This is a genomic window from Pedobacter sp. CFBP9032 (assembly GCF_034045265.1).
Classification (GTDB): domain Bacteria; phylum Bacteroidota; class Bacteroidia; order Sphingobacteriales; family Sphingobacteriaceae; genus Pedobacter.
Genome location: NZ_JAXCWE010000004.1, coordinates 320288 through 332897, shown reverse-complemented (window position 1 = coordinate 332897; position 12610 = coordinate 320288). Strand labels below are relative to the sequence as shown.

General features: G+C 38.6%; 12 protein-coding genes. 7 read left to right on the top strand and 5 right to left on the bottom strand.

The features are described 5' to 3' along the window. The first annotated feature begins 10 nt into the window (after positions 1 to 10). Positions 11 to 1381, top strand: coding sequence for a RagB/SusD family nutrient uptake outer membrane protein (locus SOM16_RS10100; RefSeq protein WP_320463882.1), 1371 nt, complete (start codon positions 11 to 13; stop codon positions 1379 to 1381). 98 nt (positions 1382 to 1479) lie between these two features. Beyond that, positions 1480 to 1980: a phosphoglycerate mutase family protein gene (locus tag SOM16_RS10095; protein ID WP_320463881.1), complete on the top strand. Its 501-nt coding sequence runs from the start codon at positions 1480 to 1482 to the stop codon at positions 1978 to 1980. Between the two features lie 124 nt (positions 1981 to 2104). On the opposite strand, the gene SOM16_RS10090 is transcribed toward SOM16_RS10095, so the two are convergent. The 5 genes from SOM16_RS10090 to SOM16_RS10070 all read right to left on the bottom strand — a co-directional run bounded on the left by SOM16_RS10090 (position 2105) and on the right by SOM16_RS10070 (position 6797). Then, positions 2105 to 2782, bottom strand: a complete 678-nt coding sequence (locus SOM16_RS10090; protein WP_320463880.1) for a M15 family metallopeptidase — start codon at positions 2780 to 2782, stop codon at positions 2105 to 2107. Positions 2783 to 2841: 59 nt separating this feature from the next. After that, positions 2842 to 4068, bottom strand: coding sequence for an alanine dehydrogenase (locus SOM16_RS10085; RefSeq protein WP_320463879.1), 1227 nt, complete (start codon positions 4066 to 4068; stop codon positions 2842 to 2844). Positions 4069 to 4163: 95 nt separating this feature from the next. Then, entirely contained in the window at positions 4164 to 4700 is a 537-nt protein-coding gene (locus SOM16_RS10080) for a hypothetical protein (protein WP_320463878.1), read from the bottom strand. Positions 4701 to 4751: 51 nt separating this feature from the next. Beyond that, a complete protein-coding gene (gene tsaE / locus SOM16_RS10075; RefSeq protein WP_320463877.1) occupies positions 4752 to 5168 on the bottom strand; it encodes a tRNA (adenosine(37)-N6)-threonylcarbamoyltransferase complex ATPase subunit type 1 TsaE in 417 nt (138 codons plus the stop codon). A 75-nt stretch (positions 5169 to 5243) separates the two neighbouring features. Then, entirely contained in the window at positions 5244 to 6797 is a 1554-nt protein-coding gene (locus SOM16_RS10070; protein ID WP_320463876.1) for a PglZ domain-containing protein, read from the bottom strand. 111 nt (positions 6798 to 6908) lie between these two features. On the opposite strand from SOM16_RS10070, the gene SOM16_RS10065 reads away from it, so the two are divergent. The 5 genes from SOM16_RS10065 to SOM16_RS10045 all read left to right on the top strand — a co-directional run bounded on the left by SOM16_RS10065 (position 6909) and on the right by SOM16_RS10045 (position 12601). Then, positions 6909 to 8132 (top strand): HD domain-containing protein, encoded by a 1224-nt coding sequence (locus SOM16_RS10065; RefSeq protein WP_320463875.1) that lies wholly within the window; start codon positions 6909 to 6911, stop codon positions 8130 to 8132. Positions 8133 to 8254: 122 nt separating this feature from the next. After that, entirely contained in the window at positions 8255 to 9331 is a 1077-nt protein-coding gene (gene lpxD / locus SOM16_RS10060) for a UDP-3-O-(3-hydroxymyristoyl)glucosamine N-acyltransferase (protein ID WP_320463874.1), read from the top strand. After that, on the top strand, positions 9321 to 10736 hold the full coding sequence (locus SOM16_RS10055; RefSeq protein ID WP_320463873.1) for a bifunctional UDP-3-O-[3-hydroxymyristoyl] N-acetylglucosamine deacetylase/3-hydroxyacyl-ACP dehydratase: 1416 nt from the start codon (positions 9321 to 9323) through the stop codon (positions 10734 to 10736). The genes lpxD and SOM16_RS10055 overlap by 11 nt, the downstream gene beginning before the upstream one ends. Beyond that, on the top strand, positions 10733 to 11518 hold the full coding sequence (gene lpxA, locus SOM16_RS10050) for an acyl-ACP--UDP-N-acetylglucosamine O-acyltransferase (RefSeq protein ID WP_154281849.1): 786 nt from the start codon (positions 10733 to 10735) through the stop codon (positions 11516 to 11518). Before SOM16_RS10055 ends, lpxA begins: the two co-directional genes overlap by 4 nt. A gap of 537 nt (positions 11519 to 12055) precedes the next feature. Beyond that, positions 12056 to 12601 carry a GNAT family N-acetyltransferase gene (locus SOM16_RS10045; RefSeq protein ID WP_320463872.1) on the top strand — a complete coding sequence of 182 codons (546 nt, stop codon included), beginning with the start codon at positions 12056 to 12058 and terminating at the stop codon, positions 12599 to 12601. Positions 12602 to 12610: the final 9 nt, after the last annotated feature.

The window sequence follows — 12610 nt, the reverse complement described above, 5'->3', positions numbered from 1 at the left end:
TCATAATCAGATGAAAAAATATATCATACCCATTATTGCTTGTGGCCTCATCATCTCTGCCACCTCATGCAAAAAGTTTTTAGATTTAAAACCCCTTGATTCCTATACCGAAAACACCTTTTATGTGGATGAAAAAGGTTTACAAGGTGGTTTAGTAAGTTGTTACGATGCGCTTCAAACCGATAGTTTATATGGAAACAACTTACTTACTTTAGGAGAAATCCGCGGAGATAATTTAACGGATAATGATCCGGGTTCTGGCGCTGGAGTAAGAAATTCAATCGAAGTATTTTCAGAAACATCTGCAAATAACATCCTTTCTGGTGCGTGGCAGGGGCATTATAAAGCCATCTACCGTACCAACATTGTGCTTGATCGGGCGCCGGGAATTACCATGTCTGATGCCACAAAGAATCAAATCATCGGACAAGCGAAATTTATCCGTGCTTTGAGTTATTTTAACTTAACCCGGCTCTGGGGAAATGTGCCACTGGTATTAACGGTTCAAAAAACAGACGAAGCGAGGGCAAATACAAGAGCTACCTCAGCACAGGTTTATCAGCAAATTATCGCTGACTTAACTGATGCGGCTTCAAAACTGCCAACTACCTGGGCTGATGCACAACGCGGCCGTGCAACCAGCTACGCTGCATCTGCTTTGCTGGCAAAGGTTTATCTCTACCAGAAACGTTATGATCTGGTTGCTTCTACCCTACAGCCAATCGTAAATGCTATTTATGCAGGAAGTGTCTTATCTCTTGTGCCACAAACCACTACTTTTCCGAGCGGTTTAAAAACCAGTAAGGATATTATCTTCGCTGTTTTATACTTAAACGGTGGCGTTAAAGAAGCCGTGAATCAGGATAATCGTTACCGGAATAATAACAACACGAATACGATCACCATTCCACAGGCAATTTTTGAAGCGGCAGATAACCGAAGGGCATTGGTTGCCCCAACGGGTACAGGCGCACGCCCGGGAAAATTCAACAGTCCGGTTTCGAATTCTACCGAGGTAAGTGGCGATTTCCCTGTAATTCGCTGTGCCGATGTACTATTGATGTATGCCGAAGCCTTGAATGAGGTTGCTTATGGCAATGCTGAAGCTTTCAGGGCACTAAATGCCGTGCGTACCAACGCGGCCGCAACGCCTAAAACTGCAGCAACTTTAACCACACAAAATGATTTCAGAACGGCAATTTACCTGGAAAGAAGACTTGAGTTTGCCCTGGAGGCCGACCGTTGGTTCGACATCGTAAGAACAAATCAATTAGGAACTGTTTTTCCTGGCATTCCAGCTTTCAGAAGCATTTATCCTGTTCCCCAGGCAGAAATTGATAACGTAAACAATAAAACGGGCTGGCAAAATACCGGCTACTAATTATTTAAAGACCTATTTAGCCGGTATCACAAAAAGCGATACCGGCTTTTTTATGGATCAATTTGCCTTTAATCGAAAAAATTTTCAATCTTTATAAAATGAAAAAGCTTTTCCTTCTGCTCTCTTTAAGTTTCGTACTTGCTACCGTTACGTTAGCTCAAACCACAGAAGTTTGGATAGTGAGACATGCTGAAAAAGATAAAACTAATCCTGAAGATAAAGATCCGGAATTATCTGATGAAGGCAGAATAAGAGCAGGTGACCTGGCCACTTTTTTAAAGAAAACGAAGTTCGATGCTGCTTTTTGTACGCCTTATAAAAGAACCCGCCAAACCTTAGATTCCATGGTCATCCCAAAGGTGATCAACTACAGTGATCCAAAATCTTTGGTTGATTCGGTAAAGAAAAATTATGCTGGCAAAAAAGTGATTGTGGCTGGCCATTCTAATACCGTTCTTGAAATCATCGAAGCCTTTGGCGGAAAAAGACCCAAAGAAATGCTCACCGATGATGATTACGATTACATTTTCCGCTTAACGGTGAAGGACGATAAGGCAAAGGTGAAAATGGATCAGTTCGGAAGACCGCATCATCTTTAGTTCGGATGTGAGCGTTTGGAGTTTTAAGTTTGAAGTTTGAATTTATATTGCATCCGGCCTTTCTAACCACCCAGACAAATGAACCAATGACTAATGACCAATAAACTAATGACCAATGAACCACCTAAAGTTTCTCAAAAGGAATATCCATTAAATTATACTGCTGCCAGCCGACAAAATCATAATGCCACCATTCATTTTCCAGTACATTTAATCCGTATTTTTTCATGGTAGCAATCAGGAAATCTCTGTTTTTTTTCACCTCTTTGGTTACGGGTTCATAATTTGCTGCGGCAGCAGCAGAGAAACTGTCGTAAGGCGTAGCCATTGCAAGCTCTTTTCTTGTTTTAAGATTAATGATGGTGAGGTCTACCGCACATCCCCTATTGTGTTTAGAGCCTTTTGCAGGATTAGCCACGAAGTTTTTATCACTTGCCTTTTTGTAAAACGCTACAGTAGTTGCATAAGGCCGATAACCATCGAAAATCTTCAATCCATAGCCTTTTTTATTAAGCTCCTTTTGAATTTTCTTTAATGATTCTACCACAGGTTTTCTGGCAAATGCCCTCGCCTGCTTATACATCACTTGTTTCATGAAGTTATTCTTTGTTGCGTAGCGAATATCCAGTGTGATGTTTGGAATGGCTTTTTTAATCTCCACCAACTCATTATTAGGATTGGTTTTCACCGATACCAGGTATTGATTATAAGAACTAACAACAACTAGCTTTGACCCTTTTCCGTTTTGAGCCGAAGCAGCGAAAGAAACGAATAAAAATAAAATTAGGATTTTGTTTTTCATATTGAGCTTGCTATAAATAGGGTTTCATTGCTTCCTACCTCTCAATGACTAACATCAATTTACTGGTTCGAAACCACCAGCAATTCAAGGTCTTTAAAAGGCAAATTAAACATATCTGCCAGATCCTTATTGGTACAATTCCCTTGATACATATAAAGCGCTTCGCGGATGCCTGGATTATTCCAAACCATGTTCATCAAACCGCCAAATTCGCCAATATCTAATAAAATAGGCGCAAAGATATTGGTAAGTGCGTAAGATGCAGTACGGGGAACCCGGGATGCAATATTAGGCACACAATAATGAATCACATCGTACTTTCTAAATGTCGGGTTGGTATGGTTTGTTACTTCAGAAGTTTCGAAACAACCACCCTGATCTATGCTCACATCAATCACAACAGAATGTGGTTTCATCCTTGCCACAGTTTCTTCCATCACCACACAAGGACTTCTTCCATGACTGGCTCGGATGGCGCCAATCACTACGTCGCAAGTTACAATGGCCTTATTCAAAACTATTGGCTGCATTACCGAAGTAAAAACACGGCTTCCTAAATTATTTTGCAGGCGGCGGAGGCGATAAATTGAACTGTCAAAAACCTTAACTTCAGCACCTAATGCCAAAGCTGTTCTTGCTGCATATTCCCCAACGGTACCTGCTCCCAAAATCACGATTTCTGTAGGTGGCACACCTGTAAAGCCGCCTAACATTAAACCTTTTCCCCCAGTTACATTGCTCAAATATTCGGCAGCAATTAAAATTGAAGTAGAACCCACAATTTCACTCATTGCCCTAACTACGCTTAGCACATTTCCTTCGTCACGCAGGTTTTCAAAGCATAAAGCATTAATCTTTTTTTGCATTAAGGCCTTGAGGTAATCCTGTTTTAGCGTCCCGGTTTGTAAAGACGAAATCAACGTTTGCCCTTTGTGCATCATGGCAATTTCCTCCAACATGGGTGGAGCAATTTTCACGATGATATCAGAATCAAAAACTTCTTTTTTATCGTAAACTATTTTGGCTCCCTGCTCTGCATATTCAGAATCAGAAAAATTTGCAGCAATACCGGCACCACTTTCTAAAATAACATGGTGACCATTATTAACCAACAATGCAACAGACAAAGGCGTTAAAGCAATTCTGTTTTCCTGAAATGAAATTTCTTTGGGTATTCCGATGTTCAGGCTATTCTTCCTGTTTCTGGTTTCCAATGTCGCTTCCTGTGTTTGCAATAAACCCTGACGAGCGATATCGGCCATGCCTTCGCGTATTCCTGTAGCCATCTTACTTATAAAAAAAATGTTTTTGTTTTAGGTCGTTCAAGGTACGGAAAATGTACTAAATATTAGGTTTTTAAAAGTAAAGAAGGCATCTAACATTATTTCCATACAACACCTATATTATTGAAAATGAACACGCCCTTATCAAATAATCCTGTGCCGTAATAATTTAGACCTATAACCTTTATCATTTGCGTTGCCGGTAAAACATTCTTGAATGTAATTTTAGTCGCTAAGGGCGTGTCAGTGAATAGCGTATTCCGAACATCTTGATTTCCGATTTTAAAGTCATAACTTAAAAAGTTAGCACCTTGAATATCTGTCAAATTAGCTTTCTCAAATTGAAAGTCACTGTTGGCTTTATGATTAATTATAAAACAAGTGAGTGTTATGGTTTGCTCCTTTATATTACCTTCACATTTTATGAGGTTAAAAGTTAGTCCACCTTGCTCAACACTTTTAGTTGGTGTCAGAATATTTAAAGATTTCCGAAAATATTCGTTTTCCTTCGACAGCGCTTTAATTCTTTCAGAAAGTTGATCATTTTTTTTCTTTACAGAATCGCAGTACGAATTTTGTGCAAATACATTATAACCAAGACAAATGTAAATCACTATTAAGGCAAGATTTTTCATATTGCTTTTTTTTAATAAATATAGCAATAAGTTGTAAGAGTTAATAAACTATCACACCTTGCTGAATTTAAAGACTCTTTGATTTTCATCCAGGATGGAGATCTCTACTTTTACAAGATGATCCGGCAATAATTCAGTTACCCTTTCCGGCCATTCAATTAAACAAATCCCCCCACCATAAAAGTATTCTTCATAGCCTAAATCATAGGCTTCCTGAATATCTTTGATGCGGTAAAAATCAAAATGGTACACCGGGCCACCAGCACTTTCGTACTCGTTAACTATAGAATAGGTTGGGCTGGATACCACATCTGTTACCCCCAAAGCACGACAAAATGATTTAATGAAAGTTGTTTTACCAGCGCCCATATCGCCATCGAAAATAAAAATTTTCGCTGCTCCGGCAAAGGCTAAAAGCGCTTCTGCAGCAGTGGGCAAATTAGATAAATCGTTAACTGCTATCTCCATTTTATACAAATAAAGGCAAAAGTAATACATAAATGCATCGCTTTTGCCTTTTAACCTTTCCTTTTCAATAAGGTTTTATCTCGGTGAATAAGTTACTACCGGAATAATCATTTCCTCTAACGAAATTCCTCCATGCTGGAAGGTTTCATTATAGTAATTCACAAACTGGTTATAATTATTTGGATAAACGAAATAACTATCCTCACGGGCAAAAATGTAACTGCTGCTGATGTTGATTTTCGGCAACAAAGCATCATGTGGATTTTTAATTAAAAAAACCTCTTTCGCATTGAAATTTAAATTTCGTCCTTGCTTATATCTTAAATTGGTGTTTGTAGCACGATCACCTATTACTTTAACTGGCTTCTTAACGCGAATCGTTCCATGGTCGGTGGTGATCACTACTTTTACCTGTTTTTGAGAAATCTTTTTTAATAAATCCCAAAGTGGTGAATGTTCAAACCACGATAAGGTTAAGGAACGGTAAGCTGCATCATCATTCGCCAACTCCCGAATCATTTGCATATCAGTACGGGCATGGCTCAGCATGTCGACAAAATTGAAAACAATGGCGTTGAAATCATTTTGCAACAAGTTGTTGGTTTGATCAACGAGATCCTTACCCTGTTCAAAAGTTAAAATCTTATTGTAACTGAATTTGCAATCTTTCCTTAAGTTACGTTTGATATTATCTGCAAGGAATGCTTCCTCGTGCATGTTTTTACCGCCTTCGTCATCATCATTTTGCCAAAGCTGCGGAAAACGTTTTTCCATTTCTAACGGCATCAGGCCAGAGAAGATTGCATTACGTGCATATTGAGTAGCCGTTGGAAGAATGCTGGTATACATATCTTCTTCATCAATTCTGAAATATTCAGAAATTAACGGATTGATAATTTTCCATTGATCGTAACGTAAGTTATCAATCAGAATAAAAAATACGGGTGTAGTATCATTAATATGTGGAAAGGCTTTTTTCTTCAGCAATTCATTAGATAATAAAGGTGCTGTATCCTTATTTTTAATCCAGTCGAGGTAGTTTTCTTCAATAAATTTGGTGAATTGCGTATTGGCTTCCTGCTTTTGCATGGTTAAAATTTCATGCATTTGCGGATCATCCAGCTTTTCAAGCTCTAATTCCCAGAAAACAATTTTCTTGTAAACATCGATCCATTCTTCATAACTCAGACGATCACCCAGTGTCATACCTAAACGGCGGAAATCCTGTTGATATGCCATGGAGGTTTTTTCGCTTACCAGGCGTTTATTATCAATTAACTTTTTAATCGTTAACAAAACCTGTTTAGGGTTTACCGGCTTAATTAGATAATCATCAATTTTACTTCCAATGGCATCTTCCATCAGATTTTCCTCTTCACTCTTGGTAATCAATACTACCGGAACATCAGGATTCAGATTTTTAATGGCCGAAAGCGTTTCAATTCCACTCATACCTGGCATGTTTTCATCCAGAAAAACAAGGTCGAAATGGGCTTTTCCAAAAGCTTCCAGGGCATCATTTCCATTGGTAAAGGTTGTTACGTTATAACCTTTATCATTTAATAATAATATATGGGGTTTAAGTAAGTCGATTTCATCGTCGGCCCACAATATTTTAGTTTCTTGCATGTTTTTGTAAAAAAAGATATGTATTGCCTTTAAATTTAGGCAGGTAAATCAAACTACAAATAAAAATAGCAATTTTTGTACCGTATCTATCTATTTAACTATTTTTAACTATTGAATAAGAAGAAAATCATAAATGATCCCGTTTACGGTTTCATTAGTATTCCATCAGCGTTGGTTTACGATGTCATTTCGCATCCTTATTTCCAGCGTTTGCGGTATATTAAACAACTTGGAATGACTCATTTGGTTTATCCAGGGGCTTTGCATACGCGTTTTCACCATGCTTTGGGTGCCATGCATTTAATGAGCCTGGCTATTGAAATTTTAAGAAGCAAAGGCCATATCATTACCGACGGAGAAGAAGAAGCGGCAACACTGGCTATTTTACTACACGATATTGGTCATGGTCCTTTTTCACATGCTTTAGAACATTCTTTAGTTACCGGAATCAAACATGAAGACATTTCAGCAAAGCTGATGCATGATCTGAATCTTCATTTCGATGGAAAGTTAACGCATGCTATCGAGGTGTTTAACGGCACTTATCACAAAAAATTTCTTCATCAATTAATATCTGGTCAACTGGATTTAGATCGGATGGATTACTTAAATCGCGACAGCTTTTTCACAGGTGTAAGCGAAGGTGTAATTAGTTTTGACCGGATTATTAAAATGTTTAATGTTTTTGATGATAACCTGGTGATTGAAGAAAAAGGGATTTACTCTATCGAAAAATTTCTAATAGCCCGCCGTTTAATGTATTGGCAGGTGTATTTGCATAAAACCGTAATATCTGGTGAGATGATTCTTGTGAAGCTCCTGGAGCGCGCAAAAGAGATTGCCTCGAACGGACAGGATTTATTTGCCTCACCATCTCTTCATTATTTTTTAAGTAACGATATTAACGAAAATAACTTTTTCTCCCACCATAATAATCTTGAGCATTTCACCAACCTGGATGATCAGGATATTTACGCTGCAGTAAAAGTGTGGACAAAACATCCTGATAAGATACTTGCTACCCTCTGCCAGATGCTTACCTCCAGAAATTTATATAAGGTGGAAATGGGAAATGAAAGGGCAAATGCAGATCGTGTGGCATTTTTAAAGGATGCAGCGATTCTCCTGCTGGGGATTAAGCCAGATGAAGTTCGTTATTTCGTATTTACTGATGCGATTCAAAACCGGGCTTACAATGCTGGCGTAGGCAATATTAAAATTTTAATGAAAAATAACGATATCGTAGATATTGCAAAAGCTTCAGATTTATCAAATCTGGAATCGCTACAAAAAACAGTAGAGAAGTACATTCTTTGCTATCCGCGAGGGATTTAAGATTAATTAACAAAATATTTGACACCTACTGCCGTTTTAAGTCTTACTATTGTGTAAAATATACACGCCTTAACCCTTACAGGTTTTTTTGTTCATATCAATTTAACATATACCTTTGTACGATGCAATTTACTGCAAAGCAGATAAGCGAGTTTTTAGCAGGTTCCGTTGATGGCAACCCGGATGTAGCCGTTACCGAACTTTCTAAAATAGAAGACGGGAAGGAAGGCTCATTGTCTTTTCTTTCCAACCCGAAGTACGAGAATTTTTTGTATTCTACGCAGGCTTCGGTTGTTATCGTTTCAAAAGATTTTACCCCTAATCAGCCGTTTACCAGCACCTTAATCCGTGTTGATAATCCATATAGTTCTTTTACTATTTTATTGGATAAATATAATGAAGCAATGAATGCACAGGCAACTTTGTCTGGCATAAGCAAGCTGGCATTTATTCATCCAACGGCAAAAATCGGATCTAATGTTTTTATAGATGCTTTTGCATATGTTGCTGAAAACGTAGTGATTGGTGATGGCTGCAAACTTAATGCACAGACTTTTGTTGGCGCCAACTCACAAATTGGCGAAAACAGTACGTTTTTCTCTGGCGTAAAAATTTACCATAATACTGTAATTGGAAGCAGGGTTATTATACATGCCAATACCGTTATTGGGAGTGACGGATTTGGTTTTGCACCTCAAAAAGACGGTACCTACAATAAAATTCCGCAGATCGGTAATGTAATTATCGAGGATGATGTAGAGATTGGTGCCAATACTACGGTAGACCGTGCCACAATGGGGTCTACAGTTATTAAAAAAGGTGCTAAAATTGATAACCTGATCCAGATTGCACATAATGTAGAAATCGGTGAAAACACCGTTTTAGCTGCTCAATCTGGCGTTTCTGGCAGTACAAAAATTGGCCCGAACAGCGTTGTAGGTGGGCAAGTTGGTATTGCAGGCCATTTAACTTTAGCAAAGGGTACCCAAATCGGCGCACAGGCCGGAATTAACTTTAATATTACAGAAGAAAATAAACAGTGGCACGGCAGTCCGGCGCAACCTTTACGTAACTGGATGCGGGCCTCAGTAATTTTCAAGCATCTTCCAGATATAGAGAAAAGAATAAACACACTCGAAGAGGAATTGAAAAAGCTTACGGCTGAACTGGAAAAGAATACAATACACAATGAACGTTAGACAAAAAACGATTAAACAAGAAGTATCAGCATCTGGTGTTGGTTTACACACTGGCGCTAATGTGACTTTGACATTTTGCCCTGCCCCTGAACATCATGGGTTTAAATTTCAACGTATTGATCTGGATGGTCATCCTATTATAGATGCTGATGCAGACAATGTAACAGATACCTCCCGTGGCACTACCTTAACCCAGAATGGCGCAAGCGTAAGTACTGTAGAACATGTTATGGCCTCTCTGGTTGGGATGGATTTAGATAATGTACTCATTAAATTAGATGGTCCGGAAACACCCATAATGGATGGAAGTTCTATTCAGTTTGTAGACCTGCTTGAAGAAGTTGGAACGGTTGAGCAAAATGCAGATCGTGAGTATTTTACCATTCCTCACAACATTACCTATACTGAAGAAGATAGAAAAGTTGAGATCGTAGCCATGCCTTTGGATGACTACCGCTTCACCTGTATGATTGATTATAACTCTCCTGTTTTAGGAAGTCAGCACGCGGGCATTAATACGATTGCAGAGTTTAAAAAGGAAATTGCTTCTTGCCGTACTTTTTGCTTCCTGCACGAATTAGAATACCAACTTTCACACAATCTAATTAAAGGTGGCGATTTAAATAATGCCATTGTAATTGTAGATAAAGAGGTTACAAAAGATGAGTTAAGCCACCTGGCGAAGCTTTTCAATCGTGCTGATATTGATGTTGCTCCTCAGGGAATTCTCAACAATATGGAGTTACGCTACCAAAATGAACCTGCCCGTCATAAATTATTAGATATGATTGGCGATTTAGCTTTGGTAGGTACACACTTGAAAGGCCATATTATGGCTGCCCGCCCGGGCCATGCTGCGAATGTGGCTTTTGCTAAAAAAATTAAAGCAGCCATTAAAAAAGAGAAAAACAAGAAAATTCAAAAGGTTTACGACCCAAGTGCAAAACCATTGTATGACGTAGTTCAGATTATGGATATTTTGCCTCACCGTCAGCCATTTTTATTTGTAGATAAGATTTTAGAACTTTCAAAAAACCACGTGGTGGGCGTTAAAAACGTAACCATGAATGAAGAGTTTTTTAAAGGGCATTTTCCTGGCGCACCGGTTTTTCCGGGTGTGATTCAAATTGAGGCCATGGCACAAGTAGGTGGCATCTTGGTTTTGAGTACCGTTCCGGATCCACGTAATTATTTAACCTATTTCTTAAAAATAGATAACGTTCGCTTTAGGGCTCAGGTTCTTCCAGGCGATACTATTGTTTTCCGTTGCGATTTGCTTGAACCCATCAGAAGAGGCATTGCCCAAATGAAAGGTGTAGGTATGGTTGGGGAGAAAATCGTTGTCGAGGCCGAAATGATGGCACAAATTTCAAAAATTAAACAAGCAGAACCAGCCGAATCATGATACAACCCTTAGCATATATACACCCACAGGCAAAAATTGCCGAAAACGTAGTGATCGAACCTTTTGTCGTGATACATAAAGATGTGGTGATCGGCGAAGGAACATGGATTGGCTCGAATGTTACCATTATGGATGGTGCCCGGATAGGCAAAAACTGCCGCATTTTTCCGGGAGCAGTAATCTCCGGTGAGCCTCAGGATTTGAAATTTGCGGGCGAAGTAACCACTGCAGAAATCGGCGATAACACCACCATCCGTGAGTGTGTTACCATTAACCGTGGCACTAAGGATAAATGGAAAACAGTTATCGGAAGTAACTGCCTAATTCAGGCTTATTCTCACATTGCGCACGATTGTGAAGTAGGCGATAATTGTATTTTTTCAAACAGCACCACGCTAGCAGGACATATTACGATTGGAAACAACGTGGTTTTAGCGGGTTTAGTGGCGATTCACCAATTCGTTAAGGTTGGTTCTTATGCTTTTGTAACCGGTGGATCATTGGTGCGTAAAGATGTACCCCCTTACGTAAAAGCAGCCCGCGAACCCCTATCTTATGCAGGAATTAACTCAGTTGGTTTACGCAGAAGAGGTTTTACCAACGAACAGATCGACGAAATTCAGGAAATTTACCGCGTGCTCTTTGTAAAACACAATAACGTAACCAAGGCTTTAGATATGATCGAAGCTGAATTCAAACCAACGGAAATTCGCGATGAAATTGTAGATTTTATCCGTAACTCGAACCGTGGCGTAATGAAGGGTTTCGGCATGGGAAGCTAGTTTAGGGTTTAGGGTTTAGGGTTTAGGGTTTAGGGTTTAGGGTTTAGGGTAAAAACCAAAGCCCTGAGCTAAAGTTTCTGGGGTGGTAAAATAAAAGCATAAATATTCATAAAATTTATATCAATGCAATACAAGAACCCTGATCCTGGATCTCTGAGGTGGTAAAATAAAAGTACCAAGAAATAATCTAGGTCATAACCTTAAACTAAGGTGTCTAAGGTGGTAAATAAAGCATAAATATTCATAACCATTAATATTCAATGCAATACAACAACCCTGATCTTGGATTTCTGAAGTGGTAAAATAAAAGTATAAGTACCAAGAAGTAATTTAGGTCATAACCTTAAACTAAGGTGTCTCAGGTGGTAAATAAAGCATAAATATTCATCACAATTTATATGCAATACGACAACCCTTATCCTGGATTTCTGAAGTGGTAAAATAAAAGTATTAAGTACCAAGGAGTAATTTAGGTCATAACCTTAAACTAAGGTGTCTGAGGTGGTAAATAAAGCATAAATATTCATAACAATTTATATGCAATACAACACCCCTGATCTTGATTTCCGAGGTGGTAAAATAAAAGCAAAATACCCGCTCATGAGCAATTTAACATTAATCCGAACCGATTCAGATCAAACCGATTTTAGACAACTGGTTACGCAATTGGATAAAGATTTAGCGATAAGAGATGGTGATGATCATGCTTTTTATTCACAGTTTAATAAGGTAGATGCCATTAAAGAAGTAGTGGTTGCTTACCAAAATGAAATACCAACTGGCTGTGGAGCCATCAAACCTTTCTCAGATACCACTGCAGAAATTAAACGCATGTTTGTTCATCCTGATTATAGAAAACAGGGCATTGCTTCTAAAATACTTCATGCGCTCGAAAAATGGGCTGAAGAACTTGGTTTTACTGAATGCATTCTTGAAACCGGCAAAATGCAACCAGAAGCCATTGCGCTCTACCAAAAAGTTGGGTATCAGATCACGCCAAATTATGGTCAATACATGGGTGTAGACAATAGTGTTTGCATGAAAAAGAAATTAGTTTTCAAAAATCCAGTTCTTAATACCTGATACTTGATA

Excerpts from the sequence above, each read along its gene's own strand:
- SOM16_RS10100 (WP_320463882.1), top strand. The coding sequence starts at position 11 with ATGAAAAAATATATCATACCCATTATTGCTTGTGGCCTCATCATCTCT.
- SOM16_RS10095 (WP_320463881.1), top strand. The coding sequence starts at position 1,480 with ATGAAAAAGCTTTTCCTTCTGCTCTCTTTAAGTTTCGTACTTGCTACC.
- SOM16_RS10090 (WP_320463880.1), bottom strand. The coding sequence starts at position 2,782 with ATGAAAAACAAAATCCTAATTTTATTTTTATTCGTTTCTTTCGCTGCT.
- SOM16_RS10085 (WP_320463879.1), bottom strand. The coding sequence starts at position 4,068 with ATGGCTACAGGAATACGCGAAGGCATGGCCGATATCGCTCGTCAGGGT.
- SOM16_RS10080 (WP_320463878.1), bottom strand. The coding sequence starts at position 4,700 with ATGAAAAATCTTGCCTTAATAGTGATTTACATTTGTCTTGGTTATAAT.
- tsaE (WP_320463877.1), bottom strand. The coding sequence starts at position 5,168 with ATGGAGATAGCAGTTAACGATTTATCTAATTTGCCCACTGCTGCAGAA.
- SOM16_RS10070 (WP_320463876.1), bottom strand. The coding sequence starts at position 6,797 with ATGCAAGAAACTAAAATATTGTGGGCCGACGATGAAATCGACTTACTT.
- lpxD (WP_320463874.1), top strand. The coding sequence starts at position 8,255 with ATGCAATTTACTGCAAAGCAGATAAGCGAGTTTTTAGCAGGTTCCGTT.
- SOM16_RS10055 (WP_320463873.1), top strand. The coding sequence starts at position 9,321 with ATGAACGTTAGACAAAAAACGATTAAACAAGAAGTATCAGCATCTGGT.
- lpxA (WP_154281849.1), top strand. The coding sequence starts at position 10,733 with ATGATACAACCCTTAGCATATATACACCCACAGGCAAAAATTGCCGAA.
- SOM16_RS10045 (WP_320463872.1), top strand. The coding sequence starts at position 12,056 with ATGCAATACAACACCCCTGATCTTGATTTCCGAGGTGGTAAAATAAAA.